Consider the following 14,904-nt stretch of genomic DNA (forward strand, 5'->3'; position numbering starts at 1 on the left):
TAAAAAGGAAAGCAGTCAGCATTTAGCTGGCTGTTTTTTTATGATTGTTATTTAAAATCTCTATTATTGAATTTTAGCTAACAAGATAAGAGCCTTATTATGTACAGAATGTAATAAGGCTTTTTGAAGTCTTCCTCAATATTTTATAATCTATCCCTAAAGAAATTTTTAATTGCATCCATACGTATTTTATGATTGCAATCTTCACAACGAAAAATCTTATTGCTTCCTTCCTTTAACTGTCTATATCTTAGTGAGCCCTCATATACTTTGAATTTATTTTTACAGCTAGAACAAATTACCTCATAGTAAAACATTGCTATCCTCCTAAGTTGTGACACATTACTTTTTAGTTGATTTATCAAAGATTGTAATCAGCTCTCTAGTATACTCCTGTACATTTAACTGAGGATTTCTCATTAATTCAATGGTGAACCCATCAATAGCATTTCTTATTGTTAACGCCATCACTCTTGCTGACAGTTTGGTGAACTCACGGAAAATCCCATCCTGCATCCCTAGCTGGAGTATATTCTCGATTGGAAGAAAAATGGTATCATCATGATCTGCTGCAAACCGAAGTTTACCATCAGCGGTTCTTTCATTAGAAACAATTTCTATAACAGCGAACATGTGTCGTTGATTGTCATTTATGAACCGAAGATTGGATTCAATGTATACGCTAAGCATCTCTTTAGGTGATTGTTGACTTTCTATTAGTGGAGCAATATAGGCTTGACAGGTTGTATAGTAATCATAAATTACTTGCTCTAATAATTCTCCTTTATTTGCAAAGTGATAAGAAATAACCCCCTTACTGATCTTTGCACGCTTTGCAATTTGTCCTAAAGAGGCTTGGGCGTAACCTACTTCTGCAATGGTTTCAATCGCACATTCTACAATTTGAGTTCTACGGGCTTTTTCGATGAACGTCATTTCTCTTTGGTTAATCGGTTTGTTTTTTTTATTCATGTACTTATTTTAGTACAACTGTACAAATTATTCAAATAAAAATCGTTTATCCAAAGATTAGCTAATTTACTTAGTGCAGCTCATATAAAAAATAGATAAAATTATTATTTAAAAAAATCTTATTGCTTCTCTTCTTTTTCTATGGTATATTTATGAATGTCTTTAAGAGGTCCCGTGGTGTAGCGGTTAACATGCCTGCCTGTCACGCAGGAGATCGCCGGTTCGATCCCGGTCGGGACCGCCATATTAATAATTTATAGATAAGATATTCCTATGATTTATATAATCATAAGGAATTTTTTTTATCATTTTTCGCTAGGAGCTTCCTGTTTCAAGCGTTAGTGAAGTGTAGCAGTTCCAAAAAATATAAATGCAACTGTTCCATTTTGAACATCTGCTATTGCCGTTTTCATCTCAACAGCTAGTACTTGATGGAATTTTATTAAACCCACGCGATAAAATAACCTCGTTTTCAAGAGCATGTATCCATAAACTCAACTTAACTATTTCACTCTTTTTGAATATCTAATGTAAAGTGAATAGGGGAATTTCTTCACTCTCATTAATTTTTTATACCCGCTTCTTCTCCTTTACGTAAAACCCATCCGCTATTATATAAAATATCGCTATGTGTATTTAAATGAACGTTGGATGCTTGTTCACATTCTGAAACAATCAAGCTTATGATTTTTTTGAACAATGTGCTAATAGAGTAGTAACCTCTTGTTTTACGAGATTTCTGACATTGTTCTTTTGACGAAGAACGGCTATAGATAATTCTTTAAAATCTATCTTATGTTTATATAAACGACTGATAATGTGTTTACACGATTAGGGTTCATTCAGCTTTTCTTTGAACTACCTCTTTGGCTGATGGGTTTGAGCTGTATCCATTGTCTAATTCATTATTGAAAGACTGTATTTACGAAGTAGCCTGTAAGTAGAGCTTATAACGATCCCTTCTCTAATGTTTGCTTGAGAGCTGTGGGGTTGTTGTGGGCTAAAGCTGTCTCCAAATTTTATAAAAAGGATTTGGAGACAGCTTTGTTATATTTATAGATCAACTCACTAGCATCGTATTAAAAAAATGTCTCATTCGAATTAATCATAATTTTCTGTAATTATATATAAGCACAAAAAAGTCCTTTATAATGGCTTGATGGTAGATACCTATCCAAATCCAATAAAAAGGACCAATCTCATGGATAAGATACCACGAAAAACATCATTTGAACACTGGTTTTCACCGATTTCAACAGAAAAAATGCAGGAATATGTGGAAAGCCAGCAGTTAAACTACTATACAAAGAAGCTGTATATGGCGTCCTTTCTAAAAATACTCTTGTATGCACAGTTGAACGAAACCGAAAGTATGCGCGCTGTACGTGACGCGATGTTTTCAGAAGAACTCCAGCAGCTCACCGATTTAGATTCGATTAGCAACTCGCAATTAGGACGCCGATTGAATCAGGTACCAACTGAATTCTTTCAAGAGATTTTTCTCGATTTGGTGGCGCAAATTCATACGAAAACTGAATTTGAGCAACGCCGGAAAATATCGACGCCATTAAAGATCATTGATTCCAGTACGCTGCCACTGAATTTGAACAATCATAAGTGGGCCAAGTTCCGCAAAACCAAATCGGGTGTCAAACTGCATTTACGCCTCGTCTACATGGAAAAGGGTTGTTCTTATCCCGACAAGACGGTGCTCACGAATGCGATAGAACATGATCGCGGACAGCTGGAAGTGTTGGTCGATGATAAGGAGTGCATGTACGTATTCGACCGAGGCTATTTAGATTATGAGCGTTTTGATCGGATGACCGATGACGGCTATTTCTTTGTCTCGCGCTTGCGTAAAAATGCAGTAACACGCGTCATGGAAACGCTCAAATTACCCGAGGATTCATTGGTTTTATCGGATGAAATGGTTGTCATTGGTACGACGCAAAATCGCGCTGAAAACGCCTTTCGCTTATTGAAAGTAATCGATTCAAAAGGGAATGAGCTACAACTCCTAACGAATCGGTTCGACTTAGATGCAGATGAACTCGCTGAATTGTACAAGTCACGTTGGGCGATCGAATTATTTTTCAAATGGATGAAACAACATTTGAATAGTAAGAAATTCTACGGTCACAGTGAGCAGGCGGTGCATAACCAAGTGTAGATCGCGATGATTGTCTATTGCTTGAACGTGTTGACACAGCTCCACACAAACAGCTCGTATACATATTTAGAAATCGGTCGTTTTTTGAAAGTGTCTTGGTGGAAATCTGCCCACATTTGGCTTCGAAAAATGTGTACCATAAAGAATTTTTCGTCTCTGTTACCATCGTCAAAGGTTATAGTAAAAAATGGATGTTCACTACCTTTGTTTACGTGTCTTTGTTTTTCTTCGAATGTCGAAAAATAATAAAACTGAAGTTTCAGTTAACATTTATGCGATGCTAGTGAGATCAACTATTCCTATACAATTTATCAAAGCACTTGTTAATAGAGTGCAGCGTATCCCTCGAGTTATCAAGTATATCTGTAATTTTTCCTCACACATATTATTTTAGAGCTCTTAAATCGTAAAGAGCACTTCCTTAAAATAGTTCCTAAACGAGAAAATCTACATAATTATGCTTAATAATTAAAAAAATTAGATAATTTTAGGGGAAATCCCCTATATTTTTGAGCCTCTAATTTCATTATGATGACGGTATAAGGTTCTTAAACTTCAAGGGAGGAAGGTAACACGATGAGAAATTTCTTCAAAGTCGTTATTGTTGGGGGAGGTACAGCGGGTATATCTGTGGCAGCCCGTCTTCTGAGAAAATCCAAAGGTTTAGAGAATGAAATCGTTATTATTGATCCGGCATCAAAACATTATTATCAGCCTCTTTGGACATTAGTAGGCGGAGGTGCCTCTAAAAAAGAGGATTCAGAAAGAGATATGGCTTCCGTTATTCCTGAAGGAGCAATTTGGTTACAAAATGCTGTGAAATATTTTCATCCAGAGCAAAGTCAAATTGTTTTAGATGATGATGTCACATTAAATTATGAATTTTTAGTTGTGGCAAGTGGTATTGAAATAAATTGGTCTGCTATTAAGGGATTGAAAGAAGCATTAGGAACAAATAGTGTATGTAGTAATTATTCATTTGAGCATGTAGATTACACGTGGGAAACGATTCGTAACTTTAAAGGTGGTACAGCCCTGTTTACGCATCCAAATTCCCCAGTTAAATGTGGGGGAGCCCCACAAAAGATTATGTATCTAGCTGAGGATTACTTCAGTAAAATGGGTATTCGTAAAAATATTGATATTATCTTTGGCTCGGCTAATCCAGCGATTTTTGATGTTGTAAAATATCGAACAGCATTAGAGAAAGTAATCGAAAAAAAGCATATCGATGCCCGCTTTCGTAGCAATTTAATTGAAATTAAAGCAGATGAGAAAATAGCTGTTTTCGAAAATTTAGATACGGGCGAAATCAGTGAAATAAAATATGACATGATTCATGTTGCACCATATATGGGCGCACCAGCATTTATTGCCCAAAGTTCGTTGGCAGACAGCAATGGTTGGGTAGACGTGGATATGTATACATTACAGCATAAAAAATATGCGAATGTTTTTGGACTTGGCGATAATGCCAACTTACCGACCTCTAAAACAGGAGCCGCTATACGCAAACAAGCCCCAGTCGTAGCCGAAAATATTTTAGCAAGTATGCGCCGACAGACGGTGCAGAGTAAATATGATGGTTATTCATCTTGTCCGATTGTAACGGGCTATAACAAATTGATTTTAGCGGAATTTGATTATACAAAGGAGCCTGTAGAATCAATGCCGTTTAATCAAGCTGTAGAAAGACCAAGTATGTATATGATGAAAAAAGACTTACTGCCCATCATGTACTGGGACGGCATGTTAAAAGGCACAATGTAGAGGAGTGTTTATGAATGGAAACAATGGAAACAAATCCGATACAAATGCAGCTGCAACAACCTGAAACACAACAAGCTATTGCTGCTTTATTAGCCAATTTACCTACTTACCAGAAAAATTTGGAAACGTTAGGGAACGTCATTGAATTTGGACAGGCTGCTTTAACAGATCAGCAGGCGATTCAAAAATATGATGAATTAGTGAGAAGCTACAATATAGATTTCGAAACTTTCGAGGCTCTTATTCAATTACTAGAAAAATTACCAAGGCTTGTTCAGTTGCTAGAGCAACTAGAGGATATAACTGATTTTATATCGGCTGTCCTAAAGGATGAGAAAACATTGGAAGTAGCAACAAATAGCTTAAAGGCATACGCAGAACCTGTATTCTCGAAAGTATCCTTGCTGAAGGAAATTCAAGAGCAGGCTGAAGCTCAAACAGAGCCTATTAAACTATTTACAATTATAAATTGGTTGAAAGACCCATCCGTACAGAAAATGTTGAAATACATACAAGCGACATTGCTTGTATTAAAAAAATAAGAGTGAAGGAGAGAAAAACATGTTATTACGATATTTTTATGATGAGAAATTAGCCCATGCTTCTTATATGGTAGGATGTCAACAAAAAGGAGAAGCCTTTATTGTTGATCCAATGCGTAATATTCAACCTTATATTGAAGTTGCAAAGAAGGAAAATATGAATATTACAGGTGCATTAGAAACACATATCCATGCTGATTTTGTGACAGGTTCCCGCGAATTGGCAGATCGCTTCGGGGCAACGATGTATATATCAGATGAAGGAGATGAAAATTGGAAATATCAAAATTTGGACGGAATATCTCATCAGCTTTTAAAAGATGGTGATAAATTTGAATTAGGAAGATTAACGTTTGAGGTGATGTATACACCAGGGCATACACCTGAATCCATCTCATTTTTATTAACGGATGGGGCTGCTGCGGACAAGCCAATCGGTATTTTTACAGGAGATTTCGTATTTGCTGGGGATATTGGACGACCAGATTTATTGGAAAAAGCAGCGGGAATGATAGGAACTGCCGATGCTGGAGCAAAGGTGATGTATCAGTCTATCGAGCGCTTCAAGCAATTACCTGATTATTTACAGGTATGGCCAGCGCATGGTGCTGGTAGTGCATGTGGTAAAGCTTTAGGTGCTGTACCATCGACAACAGTTGGCTATGAAAAACAATTTAACTGGGCAATGCAATTTGACCAAGAGGCTCCATTTATAAAAGCATTATTAGATGGCCAACCAGAACCGCCCTATTATTTTGCAGTGATGAAAAGAGTGAATAAAATTGGGATTGAGCTCATTAAAAATTTACCACAAGTAATTCAAATTACACAGTTAGAGGATATAAATAATTTGATTGCTGATGGTAAGCTAGTAGTCGATACACGAAGCACAGCAAACTTTGCACAAGGATTTATCAAGGGAACCATCAATGTTCCTTACAATACGGCCTTTACAAATTGGATGGGATGGATTGTCGATTACGAGCAGCCTCTCTATTTATTAGGAGATCCTCAACAATTAGAGGATATGCTAGAGGCATTGCGTTCAATTGGTATTGATAATGTTGTCGGCTATGCAGATATTTCACAAGTATTAGAGCAAGCGAATGAACTAGAAACATATGAAAATGTAACACCTCAAGAAGCGAAAGAGATGCTGGAAAATGAGGATATAGCAATAATAGATGTTCGAAATTTAACAGAATATAATGAAGGACATATTGAGAGCGCTGTTCATATTATGCTTGGTACCTTAAAAAATCGTTTAGATGAAGTACCAAGGAAAAAGCTAATTGTGCAATGCCAAGCAGGTGGACGTTCTGCAATAGCAGCAAGTATTTTAAAGGCGAATGGCTTTGATGAGCTAGTGAATTTAGCGGGTGGCTATGGTCAATGGGTGAAAGAAATAGCAGTAGAAGTGTAGCATTAACTATTTAACAGAGCTTCCATCTATAGAGGTGGAAGCTAGTTTATTTCATTGTATATATCTTGATGCTGATCTAAAATTAAATAGTTTTAGCTAACCTAATTTATTCAAAACTATTTTATTCATTTTTTCTTCGTTATGATCTAAATAGCATAATTTAAATTTACATGCTTGAGGAGAGGTTACTATATGCAATCAAATAGTGAGAATGAATATTTAAAGCAAATATATCACCATATGAAAGATGGCATTATCCTTATGAAGGAAAACCGTGAAATTATTATGATTAATCCAGCTGGCCAAAATCTAACAGGCTGGCATAAGGGAGGCTTTGTACCCTATTGCTCCTATTGTACAGAGCAGGCAGGAACACATCATAAGCCTAGTTGCTATCTAATTGCCAATAAGGATGTTTTAGGGTTACTATCCAAAATGCCAACATATCGGGGAGATAAAATCGATGTTGAAATGAGTGTAGCGGCTATTTATGTGAATAAGGAAACAAGCCAAACGGAATATATGCTTGTGCTGCGAGATCATGAAACACATAAGCAAGTGAGAGAAGCTGCTATCAGTAAAAAAATGATTCGAGCATTGATTGAAGCAAAAGAGGAAGAGCATAAACGCCTTGCCCAAGAGCTGCACGATGGAGTAGGACAGTCATTATTTTCGGTATCATTAGCATTGCAGGCAATTGAATCCTTTGTACAGCAAAATGACAAATTAATTGATTACATTGATGAGGTACGCGAGGAATTACAAAAGGTAATGAATGACGTAAAAAGCTATGCATATCAGCTTCGCCCACAAAGTTTAGATCAGCTAGGATTAGAGCCAACAATTCGATATCTGATTGATTTATTACAAAGAAAAGTGCCTAATTTAGAAATACAGATGAATACGCAAGGGTTAGGTCGATGTGATCCAGCAGTAGAAATCAATTTATATAGAATCATACAAGAGGCTTTACATAATATTACAAAATATGCACAAGCGACACTTGTTGTTATTGATCTTATCAAAGATAATACACATATTTATATGACCATTAAAGATAACGGCATAGGTTTTGATAGAAATAGTATTCAAAGTGAAGGCTTGGGGTTAAAGCATATAGAGGAACGTGTAGATCAATTAGGGGGTACATGTAAAATAATATCTAATTTAGCAAGAGGAACAACGATAGAAATTGTGATTCCTCGTTGGAGGCCAAAAAATGATTAAGGTATTGCTAGTAGATGATCATATCCTCATTCGAAAAGGCATTGCATTACTGGTAGAAAATCACCAAAAAATAGTCGTTGTTGGAGAAGCCAGTGATGGAGAAGAAGCAATGCAACTAGCCTATCAACTACAGCCACATGTTATTCTTATGGATATTTCGATTCCAAATGGTATGGATGGATTTACTGTAACCAAGGAACTGAAGAAAGGCTTACCTGATGTAAAAATAGTGATGCTAACCATGCATAATGAAATTGCCTATATACAAAAAGCTAGGGAAGTAGGAGCAGATGGCTATATTTTAAAAAATAGTAAAAGCGGAGAAATTATCGAAGCAATTAATAGTGTTTTTTTAGGAAAGCTGTACTATGAGGTAGGTTTACCAAGAGAGCAGATGGAGAAGTTATTTAAAAAGAAGGGTAAAAAAAATATAGATATTTTATCAACGAGGGAACAGGATATTTTACGCTTAACCGTCTTAGGTTATTCGAATATTGAAATTGGTCATAAACTCTTCATCAGTATTAAAACGGTTGAAAATCATAAATCGAATATTATGCAAAAATTAAATATAAAGACAAAAGCAGAGTTAGTACAATATGCGATTACCAATAAATATATTTCCTGATGTAGAAAAGTTCTTAAATAGCTTTTCGGAATTTATATAAATTAAGGGCTTTAAAAATAATGATAAACGAATGAAAGAAGCATTTTGGTTAATTTCGATACAGATTTAAAAGTATTAGAGAGAAGGTGGGCATGATGGATTTTGCCTTCATCGTTGTTATTTTTTTGATTGGATTTATTGGATCGTTTGTATCTGGCATGGTTGGTGTAGGTGGTTCTATTATTAAATACCCTATGCTACTATATATTCCACCGTTATTCGGTTTAGCAGCGTTTAGCGCCCATGAGGTTTCTGGAATTAGTGCAGTGCAAGTATTTTTTGCTTCGATAGCAGGTGTTTGGGCTTATCGAAAGGGCGGTCTTCTCAATAAAGCATTAATTCTTTATATGGGGTCAGCGATCTTAATTGGTAGTTTGCTTGGTAGCTTAGGTTCAAGCCTACTATCAGAAAAAAACATCAATCTCGTGTATGGCTTATTAGCTTTAATAGCTGCAATTATGATGTTTATCCCTAAAAAGCAGGTGGATGATAAACCGATGGATGAGGTGACATTTCATAAGCCGTTAGCAGCAGGATTAGCATTACTTGTAGGCATTGGCTCGGGTATTGTTGGTGCAGCAGGAGGGTTTTTATTAGTCCCAATTATGCTGACTGTATTGCATATCCCAACACGTATGACAATTGCCACAAGCTTAGCCGTTACTTTTATATCCTCGATAGGAGGGACGATTGGTAAGGTAGCAACAGGTCAAGTGGATTATGTACCTGCGGCGGTGATGATTATTGCCAGTATTATCGCTGCCCCATTAGGAGCCAAAATAAGCAGTAAGCTCAATACGAAGGTATTACAAATGATTTTAGCTATTTTAATATTAGGGACCGCTATTAAAACATGGATTGATATTTTATAAATGGAGCTAATAACAGCCATATTGACAGTTCAAACGGCTATATTTTAAGAAACTGTTGATGGAGCTATTGATTGGCTCTATTTTTTTGTCTCCTAGTAAGAAGTGGTGTTCTAATTATTCAAACGTTAAAAAATTAGTAGATACTTTGAATATTGCAGATTGTTTCGGTAAACTAGACGTAAGGTTGCTAAGAGAGGAATATGAGATGAGATACGAAAAAATCATGTATTCACAGGATGAGACAGAACAATTCGCATTGAAGTTGGCAAATTTATTGCAAGCACAAGACATGATTACATTAGAAGGTGATTTAGGTGCTGGCAAGACAACATTTACAAAAGCATTAGCACAGGGGCTGGGTATTACAAGAACGGTAAACAGTCCAACATTTACAATTATGAAGCAGTACGAGGGGCGGCTACCCTTCAATCATTTAGATGTTTATCGTTTAGCAGAAAGCGTTGAGGATTTAGGTTGGGATGAGCTATTCTATGGTGATGCAGTATCAGTGATAGAGTGGGCGCATTTAATTGAGCCAGATTTGCCACAGGAGCGTTTAGCGATAGAGATTTACCGAATCGGAGAGCAGGAACGACGCTTTGTATTAATACCCCATGGGAAACGCTATGAGGCACTATGTGAGGAGCTAATGAAATGATTTGGTTAGGAATAGAAACAGCAAATACACCACTTTCTATTGCTGTTGTAAGGGATGGAAAGATGGTTGCTGAGATGATGCAAAATATAAAATTAACACATTCAGCAGGTGCTATGCCTGCGATTGAGGAAGTTTTAACGCGAGTAGGCTTAAAACCAAGCGACCTAGATGCAATTGCAGTATCTGAGGGCCCAGGTTCTTATACAGGCGTTCGTATAGGTGTAACATTAGCTAAAACGCTAGCATGGACATTGCAAAAGCCTTTAGTGGGCATTTCTAGTTTAAAGGTATTAGCTGCAAATGCTGCGTTGTATAATGGCTTCATTTGTCCTATTTTCGATGCACGTAGAGGGAATGTTTACACAGCTATTTATCAAGGGATGGCACTAGAAGCTATTGTTGAGGATTACCATACACATATCGATGATCTATTAGAGCGTTTAAAGGCTTTTGAAGCACCTATTTTATTTGTGGGAACAGATGTTGATATATTTTGGGAGAAAATTGGTGCTGTACTTGGTGATGTTGCAGTACGTGCGCCATTTAGCTATGATTTACCACACGCAACAGAAGTTATTCGTTTGGCAACGGAGGTAGCACTTCCAAGCGTAGAGGCTACCCATCATTTTGTTCCGCAATATAAGCGCATTGCTGAGGCGGAAGCAAATTGGCTAAAGGAACAAAAGGAGCAGGCATATGAGTAGTAATGTAACGTATCGTAAAATGGTTTCTGATGATGTGCCAGCAGTCTATGAAATTGAGCTTGCCACGTTTCCTATGCCGTGGACATTAGATTCCTTTTATTATGAAGTACATGAAAATCCATATGCACATTATGTATTAGCCGAGGATATAGATGGGAGCATTATTGGCTTTTGTGGGATGTGGATGGTCATTGATGCAGCCCAAATTACGAATGTAGCTGTGGTGGAGCAGGTGCGTGGTAGAGGGATTGGTGAAAGACTTATGCGTGAGGCAATGCAAATAGCTCGTTTACATGGAATGGAAATGATGTCGTTAGAGGTGCGTGTAACAAATACGGTTGCCCAAAATCTTTATCGCAAGTTGCAATTTCAAGATGGTGGCATACGAAAAGGCTATTATACTGATAATGGGGAGGATGCCCTTGTCATGTGGGTGAAGTTATAATGAAAAATACAATGATATTAGCAATAGAATCAAGCTGTGATGAAACAGCAGCAGCCATTATTCGAAATGGCCATGAAATTGTTTCAAATGTTGTGGCTTCACAAATAGAAAGTCATAAGCGATTTGGTGGTGTTGTTCCTGAAATTGCGTCACGTCATCATGTGGAGCAAATAACAATGGTGATTGAGGAGGCTTTAGCACAAGCAGATGTAAAGCCAGCAGATTTAGCTGCGGTTGCTGTTACAGAGGGACCAGGGCTTGTAGGTGCATTATTGATTGGTATTAATGCAGCGAAGGCTTTTGCATTTGCGCATAATTTACCAATAGTTGGTGTTCATCATATTGCAGGACATATTTATGCCAATGCACTTGTTCAGCCAATGGTGTTTCCATTATTAGCGCTTGTTGTATCAGGTGGACATACAGAGCTTGTTTATATGAAGGAGCACGGTTCATTTGAAGTGATCGGTGAGACGCGAGATGATGCAGCAGGTGAAGCCTACGACAAAGTTGCACGTGTTTTAAATTTGCCATATCCAGGTGGACCACGTATTGATCAGCTAGCTCATGAGGGGGAAGAGGCTGTAACTTTCCCAAGGGTCTGGCTGGAGGAAGATTCGTATGATTTTAGCTTTAGTGGTTTAAAATCAGCCGTGATTAATTATAAGCATAACATGGACCAAAGAGGAGGAGAAATTTCTCCAACGGCTGTTGCTAAAGGTTTTCAGGAAAGTGTTGTAGAGGTATTAACAGCAAAGACATTGCGTGCTGCGCGAGCCTATCAGGTAAAACAAGTGATTGCAGCAGGTGGTGTAGCGGCAAATAAAGGCTTGCGAGCATCATTAGAGGCAGTATTTGCAAAGGAAGGTATTGCATTTTTTGTACCGCCGCTTAAATTATGTACGGATAATGCGGCAATGATTGGCGCAGCAGCAACGCCAATGTATGAAGCAGGTGTTCGTGGGAACTTAATGATGAATGGACGTCCAGGTATGGAGCTAAAATCCTGGGTTTAGTATAGAGAAGAGGTGTCTTTTTTAAAGACGCCTCTTTTTGTATGTTGAAAAAATTGTTGATAAATGCAAGAGATAAGGAGTAGTAATTGACAAATTTTTCAGAAAATTATCCACAGGTATGAGGATAAATAAAACAGCGAACAGGCGTACTTATGCACAAAATGTTGATAACTTGTGTATAACTTGTGATTATTCTATATATAGTAGTAGATTTTGTAAGAAGAAATGTGGATAAAATAATTTTTATCTGTGGACAATGTGGAAAACTCTGTTGATATGTTGATATAGCTAGATTTATGATGTGTATAAAGTTGTGGGCATTTTTTGTCGAAAAATAGCGCTTGACCAATATATATGAAAAATGATGGCGAGTAAAGCAAAACCGAACTAGTCCACACAATAAAGGTTCCGTGGATAGTTCGGTCTTAACCAGCCTTATAGATGAATATTTTCAAGCTCTTCATTTAACTCCAGCCACTCTAATTCCAATAGCTCATGCTGTTCTTTAGCAGTTGTTAGCTGCTCTTGAAGCGCCGTAATTTTTTCATGGTCTGTGAAAATTGTGGGATCACAAAGAGCTTCCTCTAAGTGTGCAATAGTAGCAGTTGTTTCTTGCATCTTTTCTTCTAATTCCTCGACGGCACGTCTAATTTGCCGTTCACGTTTTTTAGCCTCTTTATCAATCCTAGAGGTGGAGGCTTTTTCAGCTATTTCTTGCGATCCTTGAGGCTGTGTAGCTGCCTTCAATTGTGCAAGCTCTAATAGCTCCTGTTTTTTCTCCAAATAATAATCATAGTCGCCTAAATATTCGAAGGAGCCCGTTCCAGATAGCTCCACTACCTTTGTGGCAATACGATTAATAAAGTAACGGTCATGTGATACAAAAAGAAGTGTTCCTGGATAATCAATTAATGCATTTTCCAATACCTCTTTACTGTCTAAGTCCAAATGGTTTGTCGGCTCATCGAGAATTAAAAAATTAGCCTTTTGCATCATTAACTTCGCAAGTGCCAGGCGTGCCTTTTCACCACCAGATAAAGAGAAGACAGCTTTGTCTACATCCTCTCCACTAAAAAGAAAACGTCCTAATACAGTGCGTATATCCTTTTCATTCATCAATGGCCATTCATCCCATAGCTCTTTTAACACACTTTTATTGCTGGAGAGCTTTGCCTGCTCTTGATCATAGTAGCCAATTTGTACATTTGTGCCATAACGAATATCGCCTGCAATCGGGGCTAAATCCTTTACAATTGTTTTGAGTAAAGTTGACTTACCAACGCCATTTGGGCCCACCAGCGCTATACGATCCTCACGAAACGTACGTAGGGTAATACCACTTGATATGGCTTGATGACTGTAACCAATTGTTAAATCGTCAATAGATAAAACATCATTACCGCTTTGGCGTTCGATGGTGAAGCCAAAGCTAGCTGATTTTTCATCACCCTCTGGCGATTCCATCCATTCTGTTCGCTCTAGCATTTTCCGACGGCTCTGTGCCATTTTTGTTGTAGAGGCACGTGCAATATTTTTTTGAATAAAGTCTTCAAGCTTTGCTTTCTCATCTTGCTGACGCTCATATAGCTTCAAATCACGCTCATAATTTTTAGCCTTTTCATTTAAATAAGCACTATAGTTGCCTGTGTATTTTGAGACACGATGACGAGAAACCTCATAGACAATTGAAACAACCTGATCTAAGAAATAACGGTCATGTGAAACAATTAAAATAGCGCCTTCATAGCCCTTTAAATAGGATTCTAGCCAAGAGAGTGTTTCAATATCTAAATGGTTTGTCGGCTCATCGAGAATTAAAAGGTCTGGTTTACTCAGTAGGAGCTTTGCCAGTGCTAAACGAGTGCGTTGTCCACCAGATAGTGAGCTGATAGGCTTCTCATAGTCTTCAGGATAAAACTGCATCCCATGAAGCACAGAGCGTATATCCGACTCATATTGATAGCCGCCCGCATCCTTAAATGTATGCTGTAATTGATCATATTCAGACATAATTTTTGCATAGACAGTAGCATTCTCATAAACATTCGGGTCAGCCATTTGTTGTTCAAGGGAGCGGAGGGTTTGTTCCTGCGCGAGAAATGCTGCAAAAATAGTCATCATTTCATCCCAAATAGTTAAGGTAGAGTTTAATCCAGCATGTTGCTCTAAATAGCCAATTTGTATACCTTTAGGAATAATAATATCGCCTGAATCATAGGACATTTGACCAGCGATGATTTTTAATAACGTGGATTTACCTGCACCGTTGCGCCCTACTAAGGCAATGCGGTCGCGGTGTTGTACCTCTAATTTAACACCACTTAAAATTTCATCTGCAAGAAAGGATTTCGATAGTTGATTGACCTGTAAAACAATCATTCTTGACACCTCAATTCTACCTTAGTGTAATGGATGAACGATTTGCATGCAATGTC

General features: G+C 37.5%; 13 protein-coding genes, 1 tRNA gene and 1 pseudogene. 12 read left to right on the plus strand and 3 right to left on the minus strand.

Annotation, left to right across the window (positions count from 1 at the left end; all coding sequences use genetic code 11):
- Positions 1-143: 143 nt before the first annotated feature.
- Positions 144-317 (minus strand): DUF2197 domain-containing protein, encoded by a 174-nt coding sequence (locus tag ADM90_RS25090; protein ID WP_083448541.1) that lies wholly within the window; start codon positions 315-317, stop codon positions 144-146.
- A gap of 25 nt (positions 318-342) precedes the next feature.
- Positions 343-972, minus strand: a complete 630-nt coding sequence (locus tag ADM90_RS12145; RefSeq protein ID WP_053995274.1) for a TetR/AcrR family transcriptional regulator — start codon at positions 970-972, stop codon at positions 343-345.
- Between the two features lie 168 nt (positions 973-1,140).
- Here ADM90_RS12145 and ADM90_RS12150 point away from each other — a divergent pair.
- From ADM90_RS12150 to tsaD, 12 genes and pseudogenes are all read left to right on the plus strand, one after another.
- Positions 1,141-1,216 (plus strand) — tRNA-Asp (locus tag ADM90_RS12150).
- Positions 1,217-2,173: 957 nt separating this feature from the next.
- A pseudogene (locus tag ADM90_RS12155) lies at positions 2,174-3,277 on the plus strand (IS4 family transposase); the annotation flags it as partial.
- A 444-nt stretch (positions 3,278-3,721) separates the two neighbouring features.
- A complete protein-coding gene (locus ADM90_RS12160; RefSeq protein ID WP_053995275.1) occupies positions 3,722-4,915 on the plus strand; it encodes an FAD/NAD(P)-binding oxidoreductase in 1,194 nt (397 codons plus the stop codon).
- Between the two features lie 14 nt (positions 4,916-4,929).
- Positions 4,930-5,457, plus strand: a complete 528-nt coding sequence (locus ADM90_RS12165; RefSeq protein ID WP_053995276.1) for a helical membrane plugin domain-containing protein — start codon at positions 4,930-4,932, stop codon at positions 5,455-5,457.
- Positions 5,458-5,476: 19 nt separating this feature from the next.
- Positions 5,477-6,880, plus strand: coding sequence for an MBL fold metallo-hydrolase (locus ADM90_RS12170; protein ID WP_053995277.1), 1,404 nt, complete (start codon positions 5,477-5,479; stop codon positions 6,878-6,880).
- Positions 6,881-7,072: 192 nt separating this feature from the next.
- Positions 7,073-8,107 (plus strand): sensor histidine kinase, encoded by a 1,035-nt coding sequence (locus ADM90_RS12175; protein ID WP_053995278.1) that lies wholly within the window; start codon positions 7,073-7,075, stop codon positions 8,105-8,107.
- Complete coding sequence (locus tag ADM90_RS12180; RefSeq protein ID WP_053995279.1) at positions 8,100-8,735, plus strand: response regulator; 636 nt, start codon at positions 8,100-8,102, stop codon at positions 8,733-8,735. Before ADM90_RS12175 ends, ADM90_RS12180 begins: the two co-directional genes overlap by 8 nt.
- Before the next feature lie 134 nt (positions 8,736-8,869).
- Positions 8,870-9,646 carry a sulfite exporter TauE/SafE family protein gene (locus ADM90_RS12185; protein WP_053995280.1) on the plus strand — a complete coding sequence of 259 codons (777 nt, stop codon included), beginning with the start codon at positions 8,870-8,872 and terminating at the stop codon, positions 9,644-9,646.
- 205 nt (positions 9,647-9,851) lie between these two features.
- Complete coding sequence (tsaE, locus tag ADM90_RS12190; protein ID WP_053995281.1) at positions 9,852-10,304, plus strand: tRNA (adenosine(37)-N6)-threonylcarbamoyltransferase complex ATPase subunit type 1 TsaE; 453 nt, start codon at positions 9,852-9,854, stop codon at positions 10,302-10,304.
- Positions 10,301-11,008 carry a tRNA (adenosine(37)-N6)-threonylcarbamoyltransferase complex dimerization subunit type 1 TsaB gene (gene tsaB, locus ADM90_RS12195; RefSeq protein ID WP_053995282.1) on the plus strand — a complete coding sequence of 236 codons (708 nt, stop codon included), beginning with the start codon at positions 10,301-10,303 and terminating at the stop codon, positions 11,006-11,008. The genes tsaE and tsaB overlap by 4 nt, the downstream gene beginning before the upstream one ends.
- The gene (gene rimI, locus ADM90_RS12200) at positions 11,001-11,453 is read left to right on the plus strand and encodes a ribosomal protein S18-alanine N-acetyltransferase (protein WP_053995556.1); all 453 of its coding nucleotides are present in this window, start codon (positions 11,001-11,003) and stop codon (positions 11,451-11,453) included. The genes tsaB and rimI overlap by 8 nt, the downstream gene beginning before the upstream one ends.
- Positions 11,453-12,469: a tRNA (adenosine(37)-N6)-threonylcarbamoyltransferase complex transferase subunit TsaD gene (gene tsaD, locus ADM90_RS12205; RefSeq protein WP_083448542.1), complete on the plus strand. Its 1,017-nt coding sequence runs from the start codon at positions 11,453-11,455 to the stop codon at positions 12,467-12,469. The genes rimI and tsaD overlap by 1 nt, the downstream gene beginning before the upstream one ends.
- A gap of 435 nt (positions 12,470-12,904) precedes the next feature.
- Here tsaD and ADM90_RS12210 read toward each other — a convergent pair whose 3' ends face one another.
- The gene (locus tag ADM90_RS12210) at positions 12,905-14,848 is read right to left on the minus strand and encodes an ABC-F family ATP-binding cassette domain-containing protein (protein ID WP_053995283.1); all 1,944 of its coding nucleotides are present in this window, start codon (positions 14,846-14,848) and stop codon (positions 12,905-12,907) included.
- Positions 14,849-14,904: the final 56 nt, after the last annotated feature.

This window comes from Lysinibacillus macroides (genome assembly GCF_001281525.1).
GTDB lineage: Bacteria > Bacillota > Bacilli > Bacillales_A > Planococcaceae > Lysinibacillus > Lysinibacillus macroides.

Excerpts from the sequence above, each read along its gene's own strand:
- rimI (WP_053995556.1), top strand. The coding sequence starts at position 11,001 with ATGAGTAGTAATGTAACGTATCGTAAAATGGTTTCTGATGATGTGCCA.
- ADM90_RS12170 (WP_053995277.1), top strand. The coding sequence starts at position 5,477 with ATGTTATTACGATATTTTTATGATGAGAAATTAGCCCATGCTTCTTAT.
- ADM90_RS12180 (WP_053995279.1), top strand. The coding sequence starts at position 8,100 with ATGATTAAGGTATTGCTAGTAGATGATCATATCCTCATTCGAAAAGGC.
- ADM90_RS12210 (WP_053995283.1), bottom strand. The coding sequence starts at position 14,848 with ATGATTGTTTTACAGGTCAATCAACTATCGAAATCCTTTCTTGCAGAT.
- tsaE (WP_053995281.1), top strand. The coding sequence starts at position 9,852 with ATGAGATACGAAAAAATCATGTATTCACAGGATGAGACAGAACAATTC.
- ADM90_RS12175 (WP_053995278.1), top strand. The coding sequence starts at position 7,073 with ATGCAATCAAATAGTGAGAATGAATATTTAAAGCAAATATATCACCAT.
- ADM90_RS25090 (WP_083448541.1), bottom strand. The coding sequence starts at position 317 with ATGTTTTACTATGAGGTAATTTGTTCTAGCTGTAAAAATAAATTCAAA.
- ADM90_RS12145 (WP_053995274.1), bottom strand. The coding sequence starts at position 972 with ATGAATAAAAAAAACAAACCGATTAACCAAAGAGAAATGACGTTCATC.
- ADM90_RS12160 (WP_053995275.1), top strand. The coding sequence starts at position 3,722 with ATGAGAAATTTCTTCAAAGTCGTTATTGTTGGGGGAGGTACAGCGGGT.
- ADM90_RS12185 (WP_053995280.1), top strand. The coding sequence starts at position 8,870 with ATGGATTTTGCCTTCATCGTTGTTATTTTTTTGATTGGATTTATTGGA.
- tsaD (WP_083448542.1), top strand. The coding sequence starts at position 11,453 with ATGAAAAATACAATGATATTAGCAATAGAATCAAGCTGTGATGAAACA.
- ADM90_RS12165 (WP_053995276.1), top strand. The coding sequence starts at position 4,930 with ATGGAAACAATGGAAACAAATCCGATACAAATGCAGCTGCAACAACCT.
- tsaB (WP_053995282.1), top strand. The coding sequence starts at position 10,301 with ATGATTTGGTTAGGAATAGAAACAGCAAATACACCACTTTCTATTGCT.